Raw genomic sequence first — 22,556 nt, 5'->3', positions numbered from 1 at the left:
GGAAACAGACCCTAGTAATCCGAATAAAGCCGAACGGGCGTCGGCGTGACGAGCCAATTGCGTTGCGCGCGCGCATCGAACGCATAGCGCAGGTACACGAGCGCCGAACTCGGCGCGTAGTCGTGCGACCGGTCGACGTTCAGTTGTGCGCCGACGCTCAGGTGCGGGTTCACGCGGTACTCGACGATCCCGTTGATGCCGTAAGAGAAGGACACGCCGCGCGTCGAGCTGCCCGCGTACACGAGCCCGGCCGCGACCTGCTCGGCCCGCAGATTCGAGAACGTCGGGTAATACAGCGAATCCTTCTCGTAGCTGTTCGAGATCCCGCCCGTGACGGTCAGGTCCCACGACAGCGCATCGTGCCGCCCCGCCCATTCGATCGGCACGCCGAGCGACAGGTAGCGCTGCGGGCTGTAGTAGCCGCCCTGCCCGTACGTGTAGTAGCGCAGGTTCTGCGCGTAGTGCCACGCATTGCCGACGAGCCCGGTGCTGACCTTCATCGTCGCGCGCTCGTACACGGGCATCGTGAAGCCGGTGCGCAACGTGACTGCCGCGTTGCGTTCGACGTTGCGGCCGGACAGCACGCCCGCGCCGAGTTCCGCGAACAGGTTCGTGCGGCCGACGTCGACCGACGCGCGCAGGTTCACGCCGTCGCGGCGCACGCCGCCCCAGACCGCGCCCGTCCACGGGTCGCGCATCCCCGAGTACGACAGCACGCTGCTCGTTTCCGGCCGCCGGGACGCGTTCACCGAGAAACTGGCCGGGCCCGCGTCGAAGCGATAGCGCACGCCGCCGACGAGGTAATGCACGGGGAAACCGAGCGGCGACGTGCCGAGATCGAAACGCCATGCGTCCGACAGATAGCCGGCGCCAAGCGCGACACCCGTCATCGGCTGGTGCAGGTCGCCCTGCGGATGCGCGATCAACGCGGCGGCCTGCTGATCCAGCGCCGACTGGAGGGGCGACGCGGCCAGCGCGCTGAGCCCCCCGTAGGTGCCGAAGGATTTCAGCGAATACGCGTTCGGGTTGCTCGTATCGAGCGTGCCCGCGTCGAGATGCACGGTGTCGATCTGCGCGAACACGTGCCCGTCGTAGCGGATCGGCACCTGCACGTAGATCGGCACCTGCTGCGCACGATACGACGAGCTGCCTTCATCACCCGACTTGTACGCGGGCATCCAGCCGGTCTCGATCTCGGGATTGCGCCGCTGCTCGAGATCTGCGAACGCGGCCTGCGCGGGCGTGAGCCCGTCGCGCCCCGGGCTCACGCCCGTCGCGCGTTCCTGCGACTGCGACAACCGGTACAGCGACGCCGCATCGTCATAGCGGCCCTGCGCCTCGGCCACGCGCCCGGCCGCGACCGTCACGTCGGCGCGCGCCGGATACGCGGCATGCAGCCGGTCGGTCACCGGCACGGCCTGGTCCGGGCGGCGCAGCGCATTCAGGCGGCGCACGGCCGACAGTTGCGTGTCGACGTCGTCGTCCGGCGTGCGCGCGAGCACCGCCTGCACGCGCGCAAGCGCGGCTGCACGGTTGCCGCTGTCTTCGTCGATGCGTGCCAGCGCAAGCTGCGTCTCGGCATCGTCCGGCGTGCGTGCGACGACCGGCGCGAGCGCATCGCGCGCCGCGTCGTAATGGCCTTGCGCGCGTTCGAGATCGGCCCGTTCGAGCGCATAGCGCTTGTCCGCACGGCCGGCCGCGCTCGCGCGATCGAGCAGCTTGCGCGCCTGCGCGTAGTCCTGCTGCGCGATCGCCGCGTCCGTCTGACGCAACACGAGCCGCAGCGACTGATCCTCGATCCTCGCCGTCTGCGCGGGCGTCAGCGACGCTGCCCCGCGCAGCGTGTCGAGCCACGCGGCAAGCGCGTCGTCGCGCCCCGCGCTGCCGAGCAGGTCGCCGTAGCGCAGCCGCACGTCCGCATCGGCTTCGCGCGGGTGAGCGTCGATCCAGTCGTGCAATGGCGCGAGGCCGCGCTCCGGCTCGCCCGCGTCGATCCACTGCGCGCCGACCGCGGCGAGCATGTCGGGATCGTCCGGCGCACTCGCCTGCGCCTGGGCGAGCGACGCGGCGAACGCCGTGCGGTCGCCGCGCGCGAGCGCGCCGCGTGCGTCGGCCAGCGCGCTTTCCGCGTCGAGCTTGCGTGCCAGCGCACGCATCCCGTCCGACCGATGCGCGTCGTCGACCGGTGCGAGCGCGGCCTGCGCACCCGCGACGTCGTCGAGCGAATTGCGGTACAGCGCGGTCGCGTAGCGCATCTCGGGCGTCGCGCTTTGCGCGAGCCCGTCGTCCATCACCGTGCGGCCGAGCTGCGGCAGCCCCATGTCGCGATAGAGGCGCGCGAGCGCGAAGCGCGTCCACGGCGCGTCGGGCGCCGCGCGCACGGCCGCCTCGTAGCGCTGCGCGGCGGGCCCGCGTTCGCCCTTGTCCGCCAGCGCGCGCGCCTGGTTCGCGAGCAGGTCGGCACGCAGGCCGTCGAGCGCGCGCCGATCGTCGCGGCCCGTCGCGCGGCCTTGCAGCGCGTCGAGCAGCGGGCCGATCTGGTCCGCGCGGCCGGTGTTCTCATACAGCGTGGCCGTGTCGCGCACGACCGCGGGGTTCGGTGAGCGCGCGGCCAGCAGCGCGCGCAGCAGCGGCTCCGCGCGCGCCCAGTCGCGCTGCGCGAGCAACGCATCGGCCAGTTGCAACTTCGCGTCCGGGCTGTCCGGCTGCATCGCGAGTGCCGCACGGGCCGCGCGCTCCGCATCCTGTGGTCGCCCCGCGGCGGCCGCCGTGCGGCCTTGCGCGAGCAGCCCCCAGAATTGCGCGGTGCGCGCGAGGCGCTGCCATTTGTCGCGCTGGTCGGTCGCGAGCGTCGCGGCGCGCGTGAACAGCGCGCGCGCTTCGTCGTGCCGCCCTTCGCGCAGGCGCAGCAGGCCGAGCCCGCCGACCGCATCGGCGTCGTCCGCGCGCGCGCGCGCAGCACGCGTCAGCAGCGGATCGGCGCCGCTCAGGTCGCCGCGCGCGAGTGCCTGCAGGCCGCGCTGCTGCGCGATGTAGTCGGGATTGCGTTCGAGCTTGCGCTGCGCGTCGCGCTGGCGATCCAGTGCCGCGACGCGGTCGACGAATTCGGTATCGTCCGGTGCGAGCGCGAGATACGCATGCAGCGCATCGAGATACGCGGGGTCGTTGCCGGCCGGCTGCAGCACGCGCCGCCACAACGCCATCGCCTCCGTATGGTCGGCGTCGGCGCGTTTCGCGAGCGCCCAGGCGATCCGGTTCGCCTCCGGCCGCGTGTCGGCGCGCTGGTTCAGCAGCCGCGCGAGCGCCATCGTCGCGCTCGTGTCCTGCGGATCGGCCGCGACCGCGCGACGCAGCGCGGCGATCGCCGGCTCGCGCCCGCCCGGCGCATTCGACACGATCTGGTAATACTCGGCGCCGAGCGCGCCCGACGGTGCACCGTTCGGAAACAGCGCGACGATCCGCGTGGCCGCCTCGTCGGCGCGGCCGCTGCGCGCGAGCAGGCGGATCTGCGCCATCTCGCCGCGCCCGCTCGTCGCGACGCGGTATTCGTCAGCGACCCGCCGCGTGGCGGGCGCATTCGGCGACTGCGCCTGCAGCCGCGCGAGCGACGCCTGCGCGCCTTGCGCATCGCCGAGCCGCAGCAGCACGCGAACCTGTTCGGCCAGCAGGTCGGGATCGCCCGGCGCGATCAGCAGCCCCTTGCGCAGCGCATCGCGCGCGAGGTCGTCGCGATGCTTGACGCCCCACATCCGTGCGGTGTCGAGCTGACGCTGCGCATCGGCGGACGCGGAGGTCGCCGGCGTCGCGGGGGCCGCCAGCGTCGCAGCCGACGCGGTACCCGGCGCCGCCGCGCACACCGACGACGCGAGCCACGCGAATCCCGCGACGTGCGGCGCGGCGCGCTTCAGCGGGCGGCGCACGAACGGCCTCCCCAGCGGGCGTCGAGCGTGCCGTCCGCGCCGAACCGGTAGCGTCCGTCGCGCCAGCCGAGCCCGAACAGCGTCAGCACGCTCGTGTAGTAGCCGGGCGCCGACTGGCGCGCGAGCGTATCGACACGCGCCGCCTGCGCATCCGCGAGCGCGCGCTGGCCGCGCGCGTCGAGGAACGGCACGGCCGCCGCCGAGAACCCGCCGTTGCCGTCGTTCGGCCCCGCGATGCCCGTCGTCGTGTCGACCTTCTCCGGCGGTGCGCCATGCGCGGCGATGTGGTCGGCGAACGGCGCAAAGCGCGCGAGCAACGGGGCGGCGAGCGGATCGGCGCGGTCGAGCATGCCGGCCCACAGGTAGACGCGGATCGCGTTGTACGCGCTCTCCGCATGCGTCTCCCGATCGGGCCCGAAACCCGTGCCCGCGCGATACAGCGCCCAGTCGGGCGAAAAGCCTTTCGGTGCGGTGTCGAACAGCACGCGCCCGGTGCTGGAGACGAGCGCGGCCCAGCGCCGGTCGTCGGGCAGCCGCGCGCCGAGCGCGCGGATCACCTGCGGCGGCGAATAGCTCGGGTTCACGCGCCACTGGCCGTCGGCCAGCTTGAACCCGGTCGGCCCCGGCAGCAGCGTGAGGCCGAGGCCCGGCACGCTCGCCGTCTCGTCGTCGAGCACGCGCTTCGCGAGCAGCGTGCCGCGCGCCGTGTAGCTGCGCTCGTGCCACAGCCGCCCGGCCTCGACGAGCGCATACGCGATCCACAGGTCGGCGTCCGACGCCGCGTTCGCGTCGAGCACGCGCCACGCGCCGTCGGGCGCGCGGCCCCACAGCCACGCCGGCAGATGCGCGCTCAGATCGCCCTGCGCGAGATTGTTCTCGGTCCATGCGAGGATCGTGTCGAACATGCGCCGGTCGTTCGCGACCAGCGCGAAGAAAAGTCCATACGCCTGCCCCTCCGACACCGTGCGTGAATCGGCCGAGCCGACGTCGATCACGCGGCCGTCGGCCGAAATGAAATCGCGCTTGAACGCGTCCCAGCGCGGCCACGCCGCGCCGCATCCCGCGTTGGCCGCATCCGCCGCGTCGGTCGCACCGGCTCCCGCGGCCTGCGCACGCGTGGCCATCCCGGCCGCCGCGCACGTCACCGCAACCGCCAGCGCGAGTGTCGCGCCGACACGCCGCGCCGGCTGCGTTGCCCGTCGCTTCGCCATTGCCCGCGCCATCCGTTACATCCCCCGTCGGCGCGCGGCGATTCTCTGCAGCACGCTGAACACGCCGAGCGCGAGCAGCAGCCCCGCGACGACGCCGACCGCGCCGAGCACGACCGGATGCCGCGCCGCTTGCGTCCACACGCGCGCATACCACGGCACGAAGCCGACCACGTAAGGGTCGCCGACGCGCAGGCTGTCGACCTGCCCCGGCCGCACCAGTGCAAGGTCGCCCTGCAGCTGCGACACGAGCCCGGCGTTCTCGAACACGTCGAGCAGATCGCCGAGGCGCGGCTGGTCGGTCGCCGTGAGCGCGACGACGCTGCGCCCCCGGCTGCCCGGCAGCTCGAACCCGGCGAGCGCCGCGAGCGAGCCCGTCTGTTCGATATGCGCGCCGCCTTCGGCCAGGCCGACGCCGTTGCGCCAGCGCTCCTTCACCGAGAACGCGACGCGCGCGGCGCCTTCGCCTCCCGCGCTGCCCTGCTCGCCGATCACGAGCGGCAGCGCCGAGCGCCAGTGCGCGAGCAGCGGCGACGCGGGCGAGCCGTCGATCACGAGCAGGTCCTTGCTGCCCGACAGCGCGGCGACGTCGCCGGGCCGCGCGACCTGCACGCGCAGCGCCGGGAAGCCGGTCCATTCGCCCATGTGGCCGAGCATCGTCAGGTAGGCCTCGAGTTCCTGCGGCGACGGCCGGTCGGGCATCACGACGGCCGTCTGCGACAAATCGGCGAAGCGCGTGAACGGGAAGCCGCTGTTCGCAAAGAACGCGAGGTTCGGCAATTGCGCGTAATGGACGAAGTGCGAGAAGTCGATCGTCGAGTCGGGATCGATCGCCGCCCGCTGCGGCTCGGTCGCCGTGCTCGAGCACAGGCCCGTCTTCTGCGTGTCGAGCGTGAAGCGGAACTGCAGCTGGTTGCCGCTGCCGACCCGGAACGCCGGGATGTCGACGTCGCTCGTCACGCGCCCTTCCGGCACCGACAGCAGCGGCAGCTGCATGCGGCCGTGCGCGTCCTCGGCATGGGCCGGCCCGAGCCGGTACGACTTCACGAGCTGGTCGTTGATCTCGACGGCGAGCGTCGAGTTGTCCTGCACCGTCGGCGCCGTGTAGCGGTAGCGCAGGATGATCGGCACGCCCGCGCCGTTCCACGAATGCAGATCGGACGGCACGCGCAGGTTCAGGCGGATGGCGTCGGGCGCCGTGCCGCGCACTTCCAGGTCGCGCGTATCGGATACGAGTTCGCGGAACGTGATCGGCCGGTTCACCGGCAGCCAGCGCGGCGCATCGTACGGCTTGCGCGGCGCGCCGAGATCGACGTGCGCGACCGTCGCCGCCGGCCCCGACAGCGCGACGCGGCCCAGCACGAGCGTCGCGACCGCATCGTCGACCTCGGCCGCCGTGCGGCCCGTGACGACGAGCAGCTTGCGCCCCGGCGCGGCCGGGTTGTCGGCCACCGCGAGCAGCGGGCCGGTGATCGACGGCAGCGCGAGGCCGGCCGGCAGCGTCGCGGCCGTGCCGATCACCACCGCCTGGTCGTCGGCCGGCAGCCCGGACGACACCGGGAACCGCGCATGCCGGTAGTCGGCCAGCGCGCCGAACCACGACGCGAGCACGCCCGCGCTGCGCAGCGTCGCCGAATCGGGCGTCGCCGGCAGCACGAACGGCAGCCGCACCCGGCCGTTGTCGCGCCGGTCGAAGAACGGCGCGGGCAGCAGCGCGAGATCGTTCGGCAGGCGGACCGGCGATTCGTCGAGGATCAGCTCGCTCTTCGGGCTCACGTCGGCCCACAGCGCCGAGTTCGACGGGTCCTCGCAATGGTCGAGCGTGTAGTGCGCGATCAGGCGCAGGCCGATCTGGTTGAAATCCGAGAAGTAGCGCGGATCGATCGGGATTTCCTGCGTGACCGTGCGGCCCGCCTGCGCGGCGTCGAACGGAACGGTCGCGATGACCTCGCCGTTCACCGACACCTTCAGGTGCGACATCGGGAACACCAGCGACGGCGAATACGCGTAGGTCAGGCGCAGCCGCGCGCCGGTAACTACGCGATCGAGCCGCACGCCCGCATTGATCGTGCGTGCGTCGTCGGCGCCGCGCAGGCGCAGCGGATCGAACGCACCGAGCGACGCGAACGGCAGGTGCACCGTCGTCGCCGGCAGGCCGGCGGGCGGCACGCCGGCCGCCGCAGGCGCCGGCACCGGCGCAGTACCGGACGCCGCGCCGGCGGACGGCACGGCCGGCATCGGCGCGGCCGACAGCGCAGCGGCATGAAAAGCGCCGGCCATGGCGGCCGACAGGACGAACAGCGACACGGCCGGCTTCATGCGCCGCTCCGTTTCGTCGAGATCATCCGGTCAACTGTCGCGTCAAAACCGACGCGCGCAAAGCAGCAATGCCCGTGAGTGAACATCCCCACTGCTTCCCCTCATATAACGAAGTAACGAAGTGACCTGACTCAGTTATCGAAACGACGCAGCGAATTCTTTAATCGCCTGTCATCGCGTTGTGCGCGCCTGGCACTGGCACACACCCATTCGTCACACTATCTCAAAAATAGGACAAAACTCACCTTGATTCGCAACGATGAGGCGAAAAAACCTCAATCCGGTCGGAACTGCTGCGTAAGCGGGACGAATGGTAAGAATTGCGCCGTTGTCCCGGGACGGGCTCAACGGCATACTGCCGGCGCGGAGCGGCTGGCCGGCGGCGGTCCGTTGCAGACCGCCCGGACGCGCGGCCGCGAGGCGGCGCGTATGCTACCGCAATCCCGCGCCGCCGGACGCGCTTTCTTTCACGGAACACTGACTTGACTCAAACCGCCGACACTGCCACCCCGTCCCCCGACACGCTGCTGCGCATCATCGCCGCGCAGACCGAGATCGCGAAGCTCGGCCTCGACCTCGGCAGCGTGATGGCCTACGTGGCCGAGCAGGTGCCGCAACTCACCGGCGCGAGCGCCGCCGCGGTCGAATTCGCCGAGGGCGACGACATGGTGTACCGCGCCGCGTCCGGCACCGCGGCCGGGATGCTCGGCCTGCGGCTGCGGCGCTCGGGCAGCCTGTCGGGCCTGTGCGTGCAGCAAGGCGCGTTGCTGCACTGCACCGATTCGGAAACCGACCCGCGTGTCGATCGCGACGCCTGCCGGCGGGTCGGCCTGCGCTCGATGCTCGTGATGCCCCTCACCCATGCCGACACGACGGTCGGCGTGCTGAAGGTGATGTCGCCGAAGGTCGACGGCTTTTCGCAAGCCGACGCCGGCACGCTGCGGCTGACGGCCGACCTGATCGCCGCCGCGATGTTCCACGCGGCGCGCAACGAGGCGAACGAACTGTACCTGCGCGCGACGCACGACGCGCTCACCGGCCTGCCGAACCGCGCGCTGTTCTACGACCGCCTGCGGCAGTCGATGCACACGACGCTGCGCGCGAACGGCCGGCTCGGCATCCTCAACATCGACATGGACGGGCTGAAGCCGATCAACGACGGCTTCGGCCACCGCGCGGGCGACGCGGCACTGCGCGAGATCGCCACGCGGATGCAGGGGGCGGTGCGGCGCTCGGATACGGTCGCGCGCATCGGCGGCGACGAATTCGCGGTGATCCTGCCGAACATCGGCAATCGCGACGACGCGCACGCGCAAAGCACGCGGCTCGCGCGTCAGGTCGGCGAACCGTTCGAATTCGAGGGTCGCCCGATGCGGCTCGGCGTCAGCGTCGGGATTGCGCTGCTGCCCGACGACGGCACCGACATGAATGCGCTGATCGAGCATGCGGATCAGGCGATGTATGAAGTGAAGCGCACGCGGTCGCAGCGGACGGCGCACGCGTAACGCGCACGCGCAGGCCGCTGCGTCGACGAACCGGCGGGCGGAACGGCACCCGCAACCGCCCGCGACGGGCTTGAACCGGCGCTAGCCGATCTGCGGAACGGCGATCGCGAGCCCGACCACGAGCCATTGCACGATCGCGACCAGCACACCGGCGCGGCACAGCCCGACCGCGCCGCGCACGCGCGCATCGAGCGCGCGACCGGTCTTCGACGCATCGATCCAGCCGAGATCGGTGAGCGCGCGGTCGAGTGCCGCGAGCCCGTCGTCGACCGATGCGTCGCCGGCCGCCGCGCGCGCAAGCGCGGCGAACAGCCGCCGGTCGATCTCGATCCGCACCGCGTACCACAGCGCCGCGATCCCCGATCCGGTGCTGACGACGGCCAGCAGCACGCGGGCGATCGTCGCCGGCGCCCAGCCCGATGCGATCCACCAGCCGGCACCCGCCGCAGCCAGCGCGGCCGCGATCGCCCACGCGCCCGCATCGAGCGCGCCACGCGCGGCGGCAATCCGGAACGGTGCGGACGGGTCGCGCATCACACGCCCCCCGCGCCGCGCCGGCGATCGATCCAGTGCTGCAACACGGCCACGCCGTCGTCCGACCACACCGCATGCGGCCGCACCGCGCGCACCGCGGCCAGCGCGTCGCGCGCCTCGCCGAACCCGCGCCGCGCCGCCAGCCACGCGGCCGCGCACAGCACGCTGCGCCCGTAGCCGAGCGCGCAGCAGACCAGCACGTCGCGCCCTTCCGCGTGCAGGCGTTCGAGCGCCGCGACGGCCTGCGCGAGTTGCGCGGCGGTCGGCGCGACGAGGTCGAGCTGCGGCACGGTCGCATAGCCGAGCAATGCATCGAGCGACGCCCAGCGCGGCATTTCGGCGGTCAGGTCGACCAGCCCCGTGAAACCGTGGCGGCGCACGTCGCGTGTCGTCGGCGTGCGGCCGATCGAAACGCGTTCGTCGATCCGCACCGGTGCCGGCTGCCGAAACGTCCACAGCCGCGAATTGACGAATGCGCCGGCGATCGTCGGCGCGAGCAGCCAGCGGATGACGACCGGGAAACGCCCGTGCGCGTCCTTCTGGAACGCGCCGGGTGCGCCGCGCCGGTAGATCCACGCGACACACGCGAGCGCCAGCGCGACCCACCCGGCCGCCAGCGCCCAGCCGGGCGCGCGCGGCACGCACCAGAGGGCCACGAGGGCGACCGCCGCCGCACCAAGCGCATAGCGGCGCGCGAGCGCGCGGCCGGCCGCGCCTGGCGATGCCTCGGCGCCCGGCAGCCGGCCCGCGGCATCGCGCAGCGGAAACAGGAACAGTGCGAGACAGCCGACGGCCGCGCCGGTCGGTACGTCGATCGCGTGATGCTGATAGGTCGTCAGCACCGACACGCCGATCGCCGCGAACCACAGGTGCAGCACGACGCGCGCGAGCGTGCCGCGCAGATGCTTCGCATAGACGGCCCACAGCACGACGAGCAGCCCGATGTGCAGCGACGGCGCCTGGTTGAACGGCTTGTCGAACCCCATCAGCAGCGTGAACAGCGCACCGGCCACGCCGCCCGCGTCGGGCCGCTCGAAGCCGAAGCGCAGCGGCCACGCGATGAAGCACGCGACCGAGATCAGTTGCACGGTCAGCAGCCGCTTCACGTGATCGAGCAGGTCGGCGCGGCGCGTCCAGAAGAAGAACGACAGCGCATACAGCAGGTCGATCGACCAGTACGGCACGATCGTCCACGGCACGAACGGAATCGCGTGCTCCCAGCCGAACGCGAAGGTCGGCACCGCCGCGCGGCGTGCGGCGAGCCAGTTCGCGAAACCGTAGGTCGAGAAGAACACGGCGCCCATCGCCGCGAGCCAGCCCAGGCGCAGCGCGAACGACGCGTCGCGTGCGCCGGCGCCAGCGGCCGGCTCGGCGAGGCCGCTCGCGCCGCCGTCGAGCGCGCTCATGACGCGTCGACCCGCTGCGCGAGGCTGACCGTGAAGATGCCCATTTCGTCGATCCGCTGGTCGAGCTTGCGGAAGCCCGCGCGCGCGACGAGTTCGTCCATCTCGGCCTGCGAGCGGCGACGCATCACCCAGGTCGCCTCGCCGCGGTGATTGTTCAGCGCACGCGCGATGAATTCGATCTGCGGATGCCACGGCTGCCCCGTATAGACGAGATAGCCGCCCGGCGGCACGGCCTGCGCGAGCCCCCGCAGCGAGCGCTCGATCAGCGCGTTCTCGCCGAACAGCTCGTAGAGGCCCGACACGATCGCGAGCGTCGGACGCGGCTCGAGCGTCGCGAGCGACGCCTCGTCGAACGCGTCGCCGCGCTCGAAGCGCGCGATCGGCTCGAGGCCGCGCTGCGCGATCAGCACGCGCCCGGCCTCGACGTTCGGCGGGCTGTAATCGCGCAGCGTGATGTCGTCGGGCGCCGCGCCGTCGCGCTCGGCGGCCGACGCGATCGCGTCGAGCACGTAGCGCCCGTGCCCGGCCGCGATGTCGACGATCCGCACCGGCGTGCCACCGCCGCGCAGGCGGCCGATCGCCGCGCCGATCAGCTCCTGCAGATGCACCTTGCGCTGGCGGATGCCGACCCAGCCCGGCGAATCGAGATACGTGCGGTCGATCAGCGCGCCGACGCCGAGGCGCCCCTGCGCGCGGTTGCGGTACACGTAGTCGAGCGTCGAGCCTGAATCGAAGCCGAGCCGCAGCCCGAGCGCGATGCCGTCCGACAGCGCGCCGCCGGCCTTCAGTCCGGCCCGCGTGAGCGCCCAGTACGCACGCGCGAACACGTTCGCGGGCGGCCGGCCGAGCGCCGCGTATTCGTCGTGAAACGCGCCGCGCCGGTCGGCGTCGGCGAGCGACACGCGCGGGCTCGGCGCATCGAATTCGCGCAGCACGAACGCACGCAGCGGCGCGAGCGCCTGCGCGCGGTCGCGTTCGCCGAGCGTGTCGTGATAGAAGCCCGGCAGCACGATGCGCTCCTTGCGCGCCGCGCCGAGGCGTTCGAAGAAACGGTCCTGCGGGCCGCGATGCACGACCCAGTCGGCCCCCGAGATCAGCAGCTGCGTCGGCACGGTGATCGCGGCCGCGTCGGCGACGATCCGCTGCGCGGTGTCGTGCAGGTCGAGCAGCATGTTGACCGCGATCGGCCGCGTGATCAGCGGATCGGACGCATAGCTCGCGATCCGCTCGGGATCGTGCGTGAGGAATTTCGGCTTCACGTAGCTGTTCACGTAGAACAGCCCGCGCAGCTTGTGCATCAGCCGCAGGCCCGGCCGCGCGAACGGCACGTAGAGCTTGATGTGGAACGCCGGCGATGCGACGACGAGCGCCCGGATCGGCGGCGCGTAGTCGTGCGCCCAGGTGGCGGCGAGCACCGCGCCGACGCTCTGGCCGACCACGGCCATGTCCTCGATCGCGATGCCGTGCGTGTCGCGGATATGTTCGACGAAGGTCTGCAGGTCGCGCACCGACGCGGCCGCGCTCGGGCTGTAGCCGCGCGCACCGGGCGAGCGGCCGTGGCCGCGCGCATCCCACGCGAAGAACGCAAAATCGGGCAGGTCGAGCTCGTCGACGAGGTGCGCGACGCGCGCCGAGTGTTCGTGGCCGCGATGCAGCAATACGATTGCGCCGCGGCAGCGCTCGCCCGTTGCGGGCCAGTGACGATAGAACAGCGTTTCGCCGTCGTGCGTGATGAAGTCGGCCTCACGGGCCATGCGTGCGCTCATGCGATCTCTCTCGTTTCGTTATTCGAATTTTGGTGCGCCGCCCTCCGGCGCCCGGTACTGCAACTGCCTGGACTACCGTTTCAACCGCCCTTTTCCGCGATGCCGGCCTGCACGCGCCGCACCACGGTCACGATCGACAGCACGATCAGCAAGCGCCACAGCCACGCGGCGACACCACCGACCGGAAACCCGAGCCCGATCCACAGCGCGAACGCGCCGAGGGCGAGCGCGCGGTCGCTCTTGCCGAACGGGCCGTCGTAGCGGCGGCTCACGCCGACCAGCGGGCCGATCAGCCCCGCGCATTCGACGATCACCGCCGTCAGCGCGAACAGCCAGACGTCTGCCGGAGCGAACGCCGGAATCGCGAGAAACGGCAGCACCAGCGCGATATCGGACACGACGTCGCCCAGTTCGTTCAGGTATGCGCCGAGCGTGCTCTTCTGGTTGTGCTCGCGTGCGAGCATCCCGTCGATCGCGTTGAGCGCCATCCGCACGAACAGCCATAGCGGGATCAGCAGGAACAGTGCGCGGGCGAACACGCCGAGCCCGGCCAGCGCGCCGACGACGATCGAGCCGCCGGCTGCGAACAGCGTCACCTGGTTGGCCGTGACGCCGCGTTCGGCGAGCGAGTTCGCGAACGGGCGCAGACGGTTCTGGAATTTGGGTTTGAGTGCGTAGAGGCTCATCGTTTTATTTGTGCGGCACAGTCGGATACGTTTCCCGTCACCCCGCCCCGGGGTGGCGAAACGGCCTTGGACGGCCCTCCATGGACGGCCCTAATCGTCGCCGAGCGGCCCCGATGCGTCAAGCATGCGCCCGGCCCGCCCGCATGGCGCCAATCTGGCGTTTTTGACGGAAACTCGCGATAATCCGCTGGCCCGATCGCAGCACGATCCATTCGAACTGCAAACGGGCACTCGTGCAACAGCCGATTATCACGCCGCCGACCGGCGCATTCGCCGCGACGCAACAGCGTGTGACGGCGAACCGTCCGATTATCGCGGACCTGCGACAGGCAGCCACGAATTTGAAAAAATTTAAACAAGGGCCGTCCGGCGCGCATCCTGCCGCGCCGGCATTCCGGGGTCCCGCCCGCCGCGCACGCGCAGCGGGCCACGCAGGCAGGCAGGAGGCGCAGCGCCGATGAACATCCTCAACGTCTGGCAGCGCGATTTCCTGCTGTCCATCGTGCGGCTCGTGGCCGGCGCGTATCCGGTCTGGCATCAGGCGCCGCCGTCCCCCACGCAGAAGATCTACTTCTCGAACCATACGAGCCACATCGACACGCTTGCGATCCTCGCCGCGCTGCCGCGCAACGTACGCGCGGTCGTGCGGCCGGTCGCCGCGCGCGACTACTGGGACAGCAGCGACATGAAGCGCCACATCGCGCAGAAACTGCTGAACGTCGTGCTGATCGACCGCCATCGCGAATCGGGCGGCGATCCGCTCGACCCGGTGCGCGACGCGCTCAAGCAGGGCCATTCGATCATCATCTTCCCGGAAGGCACGCGCGGCGCCGAAATCCTGCCGCAGCCGTTCAAGAGCGGGCTGTTCCACCTCGCGACCGAGTTTCCGAACGTCGCGCTCGCGCCCGTCTATCTCGAGAACCTGCAGCGGATCATGCCGAAGGGCGCGATCTGGCCGGTGCCGCTGATCTGCAAGGTGCACTTCGGCGCGAACGACGCGCTCGGTGCGCAGGAAGACAAGCCGACGTTCCTCGCCCGCATGCGCGACGCGGTCGTCGCGCTCGCGCCGCCGCAGCGGCCGGCCGGCTGAACGCGACGCCCTCTTCTCTCTTTTCCGGATATCAACAATGCGAACAATTTTCTGGGAACTGGTCGCGGGCGTCACGGGCGTGCTCGTCGTCGCGACCGTGATCGGCGCGATCCTCGGCGCACGCAGCGGCGGCACGAGCGCGACCATCGTCAACCTGAACCAGCGCATCCGCGCGTGGTGGGCGATGATCGCGATCATGGCCATCGCGATCGGCCTCGGCAACAACATCACGTACCTGGTGTTCGCGGTGCTGTCCTACCTGACGCTGCGCGAATTCATCACGCTCACGCCAACCACCGCGAGCGACCATACAACACTGTTCATCGCGTTCTTCGTCGCCATTCCCGTGCAGTACCTGCTGCTCGGGATCAACTGGTACGGGATGTATTCGATCTTCGTGCCGGTGCACCTGTTCTTCGCGATGTCGCTCGTATCGGCGCTCACGCAGGACACGCGTGAATTCCTGAGCCGCAACGCGAAGATCAACTGGGCACTGATGGTGTGCGTGTACGGGCTGAGCCATGCGCCGGCCGTGCTGATCCTCGACATTCCGCACTACGCGGGGCAGAACGCGCTGCTGCTGTTCTTCTTCCTGTTCGTCGTGCAGATCAGCGACGTGCTGCAGTACGTGGTCGGCAAGCTGTTCGGGAAGCGCAAGATCGCGCCGCAACTGTCGCCGTCGAAGACGATCGAAGGTTTCGTCGGTGGCGGCTTGCTGGCGACGCTGTGCGGCGCATCGCTGTATCGCGTGACGCCGTTCAGCTTCGGGTCGGCGTTCGGCATCTCGCTCGCGATCGTGATCGCGGGCTTCGTCGGCGGCCTCGTGCTGTCGGCCGTCAAGCGCTCGCTCGGCACCAAGGACTGGGGCTCGATGATCGCGGGCCACGGCGGGATGCTCGACCGCGTCGACTCGATCTGCTTCGCCGCGCCGGTGTTCTTCCACCTCGTCCGGTATCTGTACGTGTGATGCGCGGACGGCGCCGCGCCGCCCGTCCCTGCGCGCGAAGGATCAGTACCCTTCGCGCAGCGCCTTCGGCACGATGTAGCGGCCGCGCGCCGCGTCGAATGTCACCGTGTAGCGTGCGTGGATGGCCTTGTCGCCGCGCGAGCCCGTTTCCGTGACCGTCAACGGATAGACGTCGCCGGTGCCGGTCGTGTCAGGCACGATCGCGAACGTCCGGCTCTCGCAATGCGATTTCGCGTTGCCGCAATCGAGCGACCCCGTGTTGTCGAGCGCTTCGTCGATGCGCGGCGCGGCCTCGACGAGCCCGTTGCCGACCGGCAGCCAGATCGACCGCATCGCCATCGTGTAGCCCTGCAGCGTGACGCCGTCGCCTATCGTGAAACCGAACAGGTGCGGGCCATACCGCTCGATACGCACGGTGCCCGGCTCGCCGCGCTTGCCGGACGCGATATCCGTCTTCTTCACCACCGGCTCGAGCGTCCTGCCGTCCGCCGCGGGCTTCAGCACGTACAGGTCGATCGTCCCCGTCGTGCCCTCCGAATCCATGCCCGGATTCCCGTCCTGCTCGGCCGCCTCGGTCTCGCCGCACATCGCGAGCAAATAGCGCGGGCCGTCGGCCGTTGCCACGCGCAGCGAGCCGCACGACGCATAGATGAAATCGCCCCGGTCCGACTGCCAGCCCTTGCGATCCGCGCGCCAGTCGCCGTAACTGTCGTGGATGAACGTGCGCAGCAGGGGGGCGGTGGCAGCCGGCTCGATCGCATGCGCCGCCATCGGCACCGCACACGCAGCGGACAGCACCAGACGTCGCACCAGCGGATGAACGGATGAAATCATGTCGACGTCGATAGGGACGAGAAACGGTGCGGGAAGCAAACGGCCGGCGGCATCACGACCTCAACGCGGTTGCGCGACCGGCTCGGGATCGAACGCCGTCAGCCCCGGCCACGCCGCCTGCCCCCACGCACCGTCACCCGGCGCGAGCCAGCGTTGCAGCGTCGCGTCGTCGAACGCCTTGCCGAACGGATCAGCGCGAAATCCGGCCACCCACTGCTTGCGGCCCGCGACGTAGGCGTGGCCGAAATCCGTCCAGCTGTCGAAACAGTCCTGGGCGCGCTGCGCGTTGAGCAACAACACGCGCCAGGCGGTGTCCGGCTCGGTCCAGCCCATCAGCATCGCCACGCGCGCGAGGAACGCCATTCGCGCGCAGGCGAACGCGAGCGCCGCACGCGGGTCGTCGGTCGGCTGCAGCGCATGCAGGTCGGCGCGAAACCACTGCGTCTCGAGCACGCGTGCCAGATGCGCGCGCGCATCGTCGTCCGTCGCGTCGGTGCGCAACTCCATCTGGTGCAGCATCTGGGCGCGCAGGAACTTGCGCGACGTGTCGTTCAGGTGGCTCGTGTCCGCATCGTCGAAACCCGAGAATCCCGTCGCGTCGACGTACGGATGCGCGAGCAGCAACGCCCAGTGCTTGCGGGACGACAAGGCCGAATAGCGCCCACCGCGGCGCCGGAAGTAGCGCACGATGCGCCACAGCACGAACAGGGCAACGATCACCTTGAATATCATGGTCTTCGCCCCGTCATTCCGCCGCACCGACGCTACGCGGCGCGTCGTAGCCGGGCCAGCGCACGTCCTCGGTGGCAAAGGCGGGCTGCGCGTCGTCCGGGCGTGCGGACGGCACCGCCGGCGCCAGCGTCGCGCGCACCGCGTAACGCACCGAACCGGCACGCGGCGGCCGCGCCTGCAGCAGCTCAGGCTGCCGCGCGGCGACCAGCCACTCGACCGTCGGCGTCGGCTCGGCGAGCCGCCCGAACAATTGCGGATGGCGCGCGACGAGCCGTGCTTGCGACGCGGCATCCGTCACGTCCTCGATCCTGCACCACCCCGACGGCGTATGGACGACGCCGAGCGCGATGCAGTCGGACGGCGTGCGATCCGTTGTCCCCAGCGCATTCAGGCAGGCCAGCACGTCGTCGACGTAGCGCTCGACCGGCGGCCGGTTCTGCTTGCCCTTGACCTGATCGACGTCGAGGCCGCCGTCCGCATGCACCGCGACGCTGATCGTGATATGCGGCTGGCTGCCCGCATCCCGGAAGCTCAGCAACCGCAGCGTGCGCGCCTCGATCGCATCCGCATAGCGTCCGCCGTAACCGCCCGTCAGCGCTTGCCGGTCGGCGAACTGGCCGAGGCAATGGCGCATCACGTAACTCTCGAACGCCATTTCGGCGCGCAGCAGCGCGCTGTCGGGCAGGAACTCGACAAAGCGCCCGTTGGCCGTTTCGCACCACGTGCGCAGCGCATCGGGCTGGCTCTCGCGCCAGCCGCGCGCGATCCGGTCCGCCATCTCCGCATGCTCGCGTTCCCACATCGCGAGCGCCTGCGGGCAATTGACACGATCGAGCTTGCCCTCGAGCCCGGTTCCCTTGCGGGATTCGAGAAACTCGACGAGCGTGGTTTCGAGTGCGAGGAGGTGCGGATCGGCCGGGTCGACCCAGACGACCGGAGCCTGCCGGCCGGCGTCGGCCTCACCGATCGTCTTCGCGCCGGAACCGAAGTGCCGCGCGACCCACGCCGGCGGTGTGGCCTGGCCGAGCGCCTGCCGCGCATCGTCGAGCGACCCGATCGTGCGCGCGGGCTCGAAGTTCGCGACGACATGCCGGTAGAAATGGTTGAGCAGCCACGCGCGCACCGCGTCGGCATCGCCCCGCACGGTGCTGCGCGCGGCGATTGCCGCTTTCAGCGCATCGGCGTTCAGCGCATTGCGCGGCGCGTAGCCGGCCCGCCGATCGACGGCCGTCATTGCCAGAACTTCCACCAGCGCTTGTTCGGCGCGGCCGTCGCCGGATCCGGCGCCGCCGGCGCGTCGGCCTCGCGGATCCGCTGCTCGATCACGTCCTCCATCAGGTCGATCGGTTCGGCGGCGTGCCGGTTGCCGGCGAGCACACGTTCGTAGAAATACTTCACATCCGACAGGCGGCCCAGTTCGTATGCCGCGTCGCCAGCCCGGAGCAGGACATCCAGATCGCGCGACGCATCGGCCTGCCCGCGCGCGGCGTCGTACAGTGCCGACGCCTGGTCCGGATGCGACGCCGCCATGTAGGACACGAACAAGAAGCGGGTGATCAGCGCCTCGTCGGGCAGACTGCCGTCGCCCTGATCGTGTTCGCGCTGCCAGCCGACGAGGCGTTCGAGCCAGATCGGCAGTTCGTTGCAACGATCGACGCGATACAGCGCGCGCACCACATCGCGCACGTACCAGTTCGGGTCGTGCCGGCTGAAACCATATTCGGCGGCGTAATGCCATAGCTGCTCGGCGGCCTCGAGCATCTCGTCGTCCTTGCCCTGGCACGCGAGCACGTAGCGGACACCGTCGTAATGCTCGGCAAACGAACTCGCCGCAATCCCGCTGCGATGCAGGACCAGCGCCTCGTCGTAACGGTCCTCTTCGCGATAGAGAATCGCGAGGTTGTTGCAGAGCATCGAATACAGGTGCGCACACGCGTCGTACGGGTGTCCTTTGCCGGTCTCGAAGAAGCGCTCCATGCACGCGCGACCCTGCTCGTAGGCGGCGATCCGCAGGCGCAGAAGGTCGGCGCGCACCGGCGCCTGTTCCTCGACCGGCAGCGCCTCGATCGCCTCCTCGACCCGGCCCTCGATCCAGCCCGAGAATGCGTAGCTCCACAAGCCGCTGCGCAGCGACGGCGGCGGCAGCTTCATCGTGGCGGCGACACCCAGCGCGCGCATGCGCGCCTCGGTCAGCGTGAACGCGGTGCGGTTGTCGTGCATCTCGCCTTCCTGCGCGGCCGCGAGCAGGCGCGCGGCCTGGGTCGTCGCGTCGATGCGTCCGGTTTCGCCGTCGTAGACCGCTGCGAGCCGCGCGATCCACGGATGGCCGGGCGCGCGCCGCAGCGCGACCTCGCGTGCGGCATCGGCGACCGCGTAACGCAACGCATCGCCCTCGAGCGAGCCGAGCGCGGCAAAGATCTCGCCGTGCGTCGGCGAACGGGCGGCCAGCGCGTCGGGTTGTTCCGCGCCGAGTTCGACGAGCCGTTCGAGCGTCGGCGCGAAACCGGCTGCGCGCATCGCGCACAGCGGCCACCAGACCGATGTGTCGGTCGGCTCGGCGAGACGTGCGTGGATGATCTGCCCCACCCGGTCGAGCATGCTGCTTTCGATCTGGTACACGTGGAAGAACGCGCGGCGCCCCGCGTCGTCGAAGCGGCCCGCCTCGAGCAGCCACGGCAGTTCGTATTCGATGAAGTCGTCGCCGCCGTCCGACTCGAGGCTGTGACTCGCCATCTCGCACCGGGCGAGCGCGCCGTCGAGATCGCCTTGCGCGTGTGCCGCCCGCGCGGCAAGCCGCGCCAGCCTCACTTCGGCCTCGCGACGCGGCGGCAGTGCCCAGTCGGCAATGCGCGACTCGACGGCCTGGCGAATCGTGTCGAACTGCAGTGGCGCAATCTCGATCATCGCGCGGCCGATCCGCAGCCAGTCATCGGCATCGATGTCCTGGTCCGCGCCTGCCGACGCGATGGCCGCCACCGCGGCCTCGGCCGCCGCGCGCGCGTCGTCGTCCCGGCCAAGCCGCCGCAGTGCCCACGCACGCAGGCATTGCCGGTTCGCGTCGTCCCACGCGCGAAACGTGGCCCGGTCGGCAAGCGCGCCATTCAACGCATGCCGCAGGTCGATCGCGTCGAGCGCATGCTCCGCGTGGTCGTATTCCAGCGTATCGAGAATGCGGGCGCGGACGAAGCGATCGGCATCGAGCGTCGGCGACGTGCGCACGACGTCGTGCATCTCGCCGATCGCGTGGGTGACGGCGTCGTTCTCGCCCAGGTGCCGGGCGACCTGCAGCCGGTACAGCGCGAGTTGCATGCGAATGTCGGGCCGCGCGTCGGGCGGCGCCGCGTCGTGCACGCCCGCGCCGTCGTCGTCGAGCACGGCGCGCGCAGCGGCCGGATCGCCGGCGTGCATCCACAGCGTGTGCAGGCGCGCAATCGCGTCGAGCGAATCGGCACGCAACGGCTGGGCCCGCAGTCGTGCCGCAAGGTCGCTCTCGCGGCTCGAGTCGCTCTCTTCGAGATCGGCTTCGAGCCGGTTCATCAACGTGTCGAGCGGCTGGCCCGTCAAAGGCATCGTTGTCATATCGTTATGGGTCTTGGTCTTGGTATTGGCACTGGGAGTCAACGACTGCTCCCTCTCGGAATCGCGATAGCTTATCAGGAGACGGAGGCGGTGCGCGGCCTCGCCATTCGCGTCGTCCGGCGGTACGATCTCGTTCTTCATTCCCGGATCCGGTCGATGCGCACGGCGCGACGGCGCGATGCGTCCCGACCGGTCCCGCCCGACCCGGAACACGCATGAACCTCACGTTGCAGGATGTCGCCTGGCACCGCTCGGTCGGGCGGCTCATCGAGTCGCTCGACCAGCCGGGCTTCTGGCTGGCGCTGATCCGGCTGATCGAGGAATACGTCGCGGTCGACAGCTGGGTCGCGCTGACGTTCGGCGACGGCCGCCCGCAGGTGTTCGCCGAATGCCCGTACGAAGGCGGCGGCCCCGACCCGCTGTTCCGCGACTACGTACAGGGCCTGTACCAGCTCGACCCGTTCTACATCGCGAACCGCGATGCGCCGAAAAGCGGCCTGTTCCGGCTGTCCGACGTCGCGCCCGAATGCTTCCGCGATACCGAGTACTACACGCTCTATTTCACGCACAACGTCGTCGAGGACGAGGTGCAGTTCAACGTCGTGCTCGACGATGCGCGCACGCTGTGCCTGTCGCTCGGCAGCAAGCGGCGCTTCAGCCCCGAGCAGGTGGCGCTGCTCGACCTGATCCGGCCGTGGGTGGCCGGGCTGATGCGGCAGCGGCTCGCGTTCGAGCCCGCATCCGCCGAACATGCGCCGCCGCGCCGGCCCGGCGCACACGACGGTTTCGAGCAGGCGATGGCACGGCTCGGCACGCCGCTCACCGCGCGCGAACTCGACGTGATCCGGCTGATCCTCAGTGGCCGTTCGAACAAAGAAGTCGCGAACAAGCTGTCGATTTCCGCCGAAACGGTGAAGGTGCATCGCCGCAACATCTACGGGAAGCTCGCCATCAACTCGCAATCGGAGCTGTTCTCGCTGTTCCTGAACGCGCAGTCCGGCAGCTGAAACGCATCGCGGGTCACGCGGGTCGGCGCTCGCCGCCACTGGCGGCGCCAAAGCGCAATACCCCCGACGGGTTAACGCGCCGGCGGGATGGGAAATCCGCCGCTTCGGCGCATACTGGGGCCTCCTTACCCACCCTTCCGGCGCCACCGGCGACGGGCCCCCTGCTACCGACATCGCCATGAAACTGAAGCTCGACATCGTCCAGCTCGCCGGTCGCGACGGCGACACGCACTACAACCTGCAGCGCACGCTCGCCGCGATCGCGACCTGCGCGCCGGGCACCGACATCGTGATGTTTCCGGAAGCGCAGCTCACCGGCTTCCTCGATCCGTCGAATCTCGCCGAATGCGCCGAGCCGCTCGACGGCCCGAGCGTCGGCGCGGTCATCGCAGCCGCGCGCGCGCGTGACGTCGCCGTCGTCGTCGGGCTGATCGAGAACGACGGCGGCCGCTTCTACAACACCACGGTATTCGTCACGCCGGACGGCATCGCGCTGCGCTATCGCAAGACCCACCTGTGGGTGAACGAGCACGGCGTCGTCCTGCCCGGTGACCGTTACGCGACGATCGAATGGCGCGGCGTGCGGATCGGCCTGCTGATCTGCTACGACAATGAATTCCCCGAAACCGGCCGCGCGCTCGCCGCACTCGGCGCCGAGCTGATCCTCATCACCGACGGCAATATGGAACCGTACCGCTCCGTCCACCGCACGTCGGCCACGGCGCGCGCGATGGAGAACCAGGTGTTCGCGGTGGTCGCCAACCGCGTCGGCGGCAGCACGCACGACGTCGTGTTCGCGGGCGGCAGCCTCGCGGCCGATCCGTTCGGAAACCTGATCTTCGAGGCCGGCAACGCCGAATCGCGCCACGCGGTCGAACTCGATTTCGACCAGCTCGCCGCGTCGCGCGCGGTCTACGACTATCGCCGGGATCAGCGCCTGCACGTCGCCGGCGAACGCATCGACCACGCAAACGGCCTGCGCGAATTGCTGATTCCGTAAGGG

At 70.4% G+C, this 22,556-nt stretch carries 17 protein-coding genes; 6 read left to right on the top strand and 11 right to left on the bottom strand.

All coding sequences use genetic code 11. The features are described from left to right. Window positions 1-11: 11 nt before the first annotated feature. The 3 genes from ACN8ZM_RS07240 to bcsB are packed head-to-tail and all read right to left on the bottom strand — an operon-like array spanning window position 12 to window position 7,447. Window positions 12-3,920 carry a cellulose synthase subunit BcsC-related outer membrane protein gene (locus tag ACN8ZM_RS07240; RefSeq protein WP_420210873.1) on the bottom strand — a complete coding sequence of 1,303 codons (3,909 nt, stop codon included), beginning with the start codon at window positions 3,918-3,920 and terminating at the stop codon, window positions 12-14. Then, the gene (gene bcsZ, locus ACN8ZM_RS07235) at window positions 3,905-5,143 is read right to left on the bottom strand and encodes a cellulose synthase complex periplasmic endoglucanase BcsZ (protein WP_420210872.1); all 1,239 of its coding nucleotides are present in this window, start codon (window positions 5,141-5,143) and stop codon (window positions 3,905-3,907) included. Before bcsZ ends, ACN8ZM_RS07240 begins: the two co-directional genes overlap by 16 nt. Before the next feature lie 3 nt (window positions 5,144-5,146). Next, the gene (gene bcsB / locus ACN8ZM_RS07230; RefSeq protein ID WP_420210871.1) at window positions 5,147-7,447 is read right to left on the bottom strand and encodes a cellulose biosynthesis cyclic di-GMP-binding regulatory protein BcsB; all 2,301 of its coding nucleotides are present in this window, start codon (window positions 7,445-7,447) and stop codon (window positions 5,147-5,149) included. 482 nt (window positions 7,448-7,929) lie between these two features. Here bcsB and ACN8ZM_RS07225 point away from each other — a divergent pair, with 482 nt between their 5' ends. Further along, complete coding sequence (locus tag ACN8ZM_RS07225) at window positions 7,930-8,952, top strand: sensor domain-containing diguanylate cyclase (RefSeq protein WP_244911972.1); 1,023 nt, start codon at window positions 7,930-7,932, stop codon at window positions 8,950-8,952. 81 nt (window positions 8,953-9,033) lie between these two features. Here the strand turns inward: ACN8ZM_RS07225 and ACN8ZM_RS07220 are convergent, their stop codons facing one another. The 4 genes from ACN8ZM_RS07220 to ACN8ZM_RS07205 all read right to left on the bottom strand — a co-directional run bounded on the left by ACN8ZM_RS07220 (window position 9,034) and on the right by ACN8ZM_RS07205 (window position 13,344). Further along, window positions 9,034-9,486, bottom strand: a complete 453-nt coding sequence (locus tag ACN8ZM_RS07220) for a hypothetical protein (RefSeq protein ID WP_089450301.1) — start codon at window positions 9,484-9,486, stop codon at window positions 9,034-9,036. Continuing rightward, window positions 9,486-10,892, bottom strand: a complete 1,407-nt coding sequence (locus tag ACN8ZM_RS07215) for a phosphatase PAP2/dual specificity phosphatase family protein (protein WP_420210870.1) — start codon at window positions 10,890-10,892, stop codon at window positions 9,486-9,488. The genes ACN8ZM_RS07220 and ACN8ZM_RS07215 overlap by 1 nt, the downstream gene beginning before the upstream one ends. Beyond that, a complete protein-coding gene (locus ACN8ZM_RS07210; RefSeq protein ID WP_420210869.1) occupies window positions 10,889-12,658 on the bottom strand; it encodes a bifunctional alpha/beta hydrolase/class I SAM-dependent methyltransferase in 1,770 nt (589 codons plus the stop codon). Before ACN8ZM_RS07210 ends, ACN8ZM_RS07215 begins: the two co-directional genes overlap by 4 nt. An 80-nt stretch (window positions 12,659-12,738) precedes the next feature. Beyond that, window positions 12,739-13,344 carry a CDP-alcohol phosphatidyltransferase family protein gene (locus tag ACN8ZM_RS07205; protein ID WP_043182416.1) on the bottom strand — a complete coding sequence of 202 codons (606 nt, stop codon included), beginning with the start codon at window positions 13,342-13,344 and terminating at the stop codon, window positions 12,739-12,741. Between the two features lie 124 nt (window positions 13,345-13,468). On the opposite strand from ACN8ZM_RS07205, the gene ACN8ZM_RS07200 reads away from it, so the two are divergent. From ACN8ZM_RS07200 to ACN8ZM_RS07190, 3 genes are all read left to right on the top strand, one after another. Continuing rightward, window positions 13,469-13,699: a hypothetical protein gene (locus ACN8ZM_RS07200; RefSeq protein WP_205824332.1), complete on the top strand. Its 231-nt coding sequence runs from the start codon at window positions 13,469-13,471 to the stop codon at window positions 13,697-13,699. Between the two features lie 102 nt (window positions 13,700-13,801). After that, on the top strand, window positions 13,802-14,434 hold the full coding sequence (locus ACN8ZM_RS07195) for a lysophospholipid acyltransferase family protein (RefSeq protein WP_043182415.1): 633 nt from the start codon (window positions 13,802-13,804) through the stop codon (window positions 14,432-14,434). A 37-nt stretch (window positions 14,435-14,471) separates the two neighbouring features. Continuing rightward, window positions 14,472-15,401: a phosphatidate cytidylyltransferase gene (locus ACN8ZM_RS07190; protein WP_011351683.1), complete on the top strand. Its 930-nt coding sequence runs from the start codon at window positions 14,472-14,474 to the stop codon at window positions 15,399-15,401. 42 nt (window positions 15,402-15,443) lie between these two features. Here the strand turns inward: ACN8ZM_RS07190 and ACN8ZM_RS07185 are convergent, their stop codons facing one another. From ACN8ZM_RS07185 to ACN8ZM_RS07170, 4 genes are all read right to left on the bottom strand, one after another. Beyond that, entirely contained in the window at window positions 15,444-16,172 is a 729-nt protein-coding gene (locus ACN8ZM_RS07185; protein ID WP_420210984.1) for a topoisomerase IV, read from the bottom strand. Between the two features lie 123 nt (window positions 16,173-16,295). Then, the gene (locus ACN8ZM_RS07180; RefSeq protein WP_205824331.1) at window positions 16,296-16,967 is read right to left on the bottom strand and encodes a DUF1266 domain-containing protein; all 672 of its coding nucleotides are present in this window, start codon (window positions 16,965-16,967) and stop codon (window positions 16,296-16,298) included. Window positions 16,968-16,980: 13 nt separating this feature from the next. Continuing rightward, a complete protein-coding gene (locus tag ACN8ZM_RS07175) occupies window positions 16,981-18,201 on the bottom strand; it encodes a hypothetical protein (protein ID WP_420210868.1) in 1,221 nt (406 codons plus the stop codon). Next, complete coding sequence (locus ACN8ZM_RS07170) at window positions 18,198-20,537, bottom strand: hypothetical protein (RefSeq protein ID WP_420210867.1); 2,340 nt, start codon at window positions 20,535-20,537, stop codon at window positions 18,198-18,200. Before ACN8ZM_RS07170 ends, ACN8ZM_RS07175 begins: the two co-directional genes overlap by 4 nt. A 224-nt stretch (window positions 20,538-20,761) precedes the next feature. On the opposite strand from ACN8ZM_RS07170, the gene ACN8ZM_RS07165 reads away from it, so the two are divergent. Then, window positions 20,762-21,553: a response regulator transcription factor gene (locus ACN8ZM_RS07165; RefSeq protein ID WP_420210866.1), complete on the top strand. Its 792-nt coding sequence runs from the start codon at window positions 20,762-20,764 to the stop codon at window positions 21,551-21,553. 178 nt (window positions 21,554-21,731) lie between these two features. Next, window positions 21,732-22,553, top strand: a complete 822-nt coding sequence (locus ACN8ZM_RS07160) for a nitrilase-related carbon-nitrogen hydrolase (protein ID WP_420210865.1) — start codon at window positions 21,732-21,734, stop codon at window positions 22,551-22,553. Window positions 22,554-22,556: the final 3 nt, after the last annotated feature.

Origin of the sequence: Burkholderia aenigmatica, from assembly GCF_048627025.1 — a bacterium.
Lineage (GTDB): Bacteria > Pseudomonadota > Gammaproteobacteria > Burkholderiales > Burkholderiaceae > Burkholderia > Burkholderia aenigmatica.
Note: the sequence above shows the minus strand (reverse complement) of the source record. Positions and strands in the feature narration are given on the sequence as shown.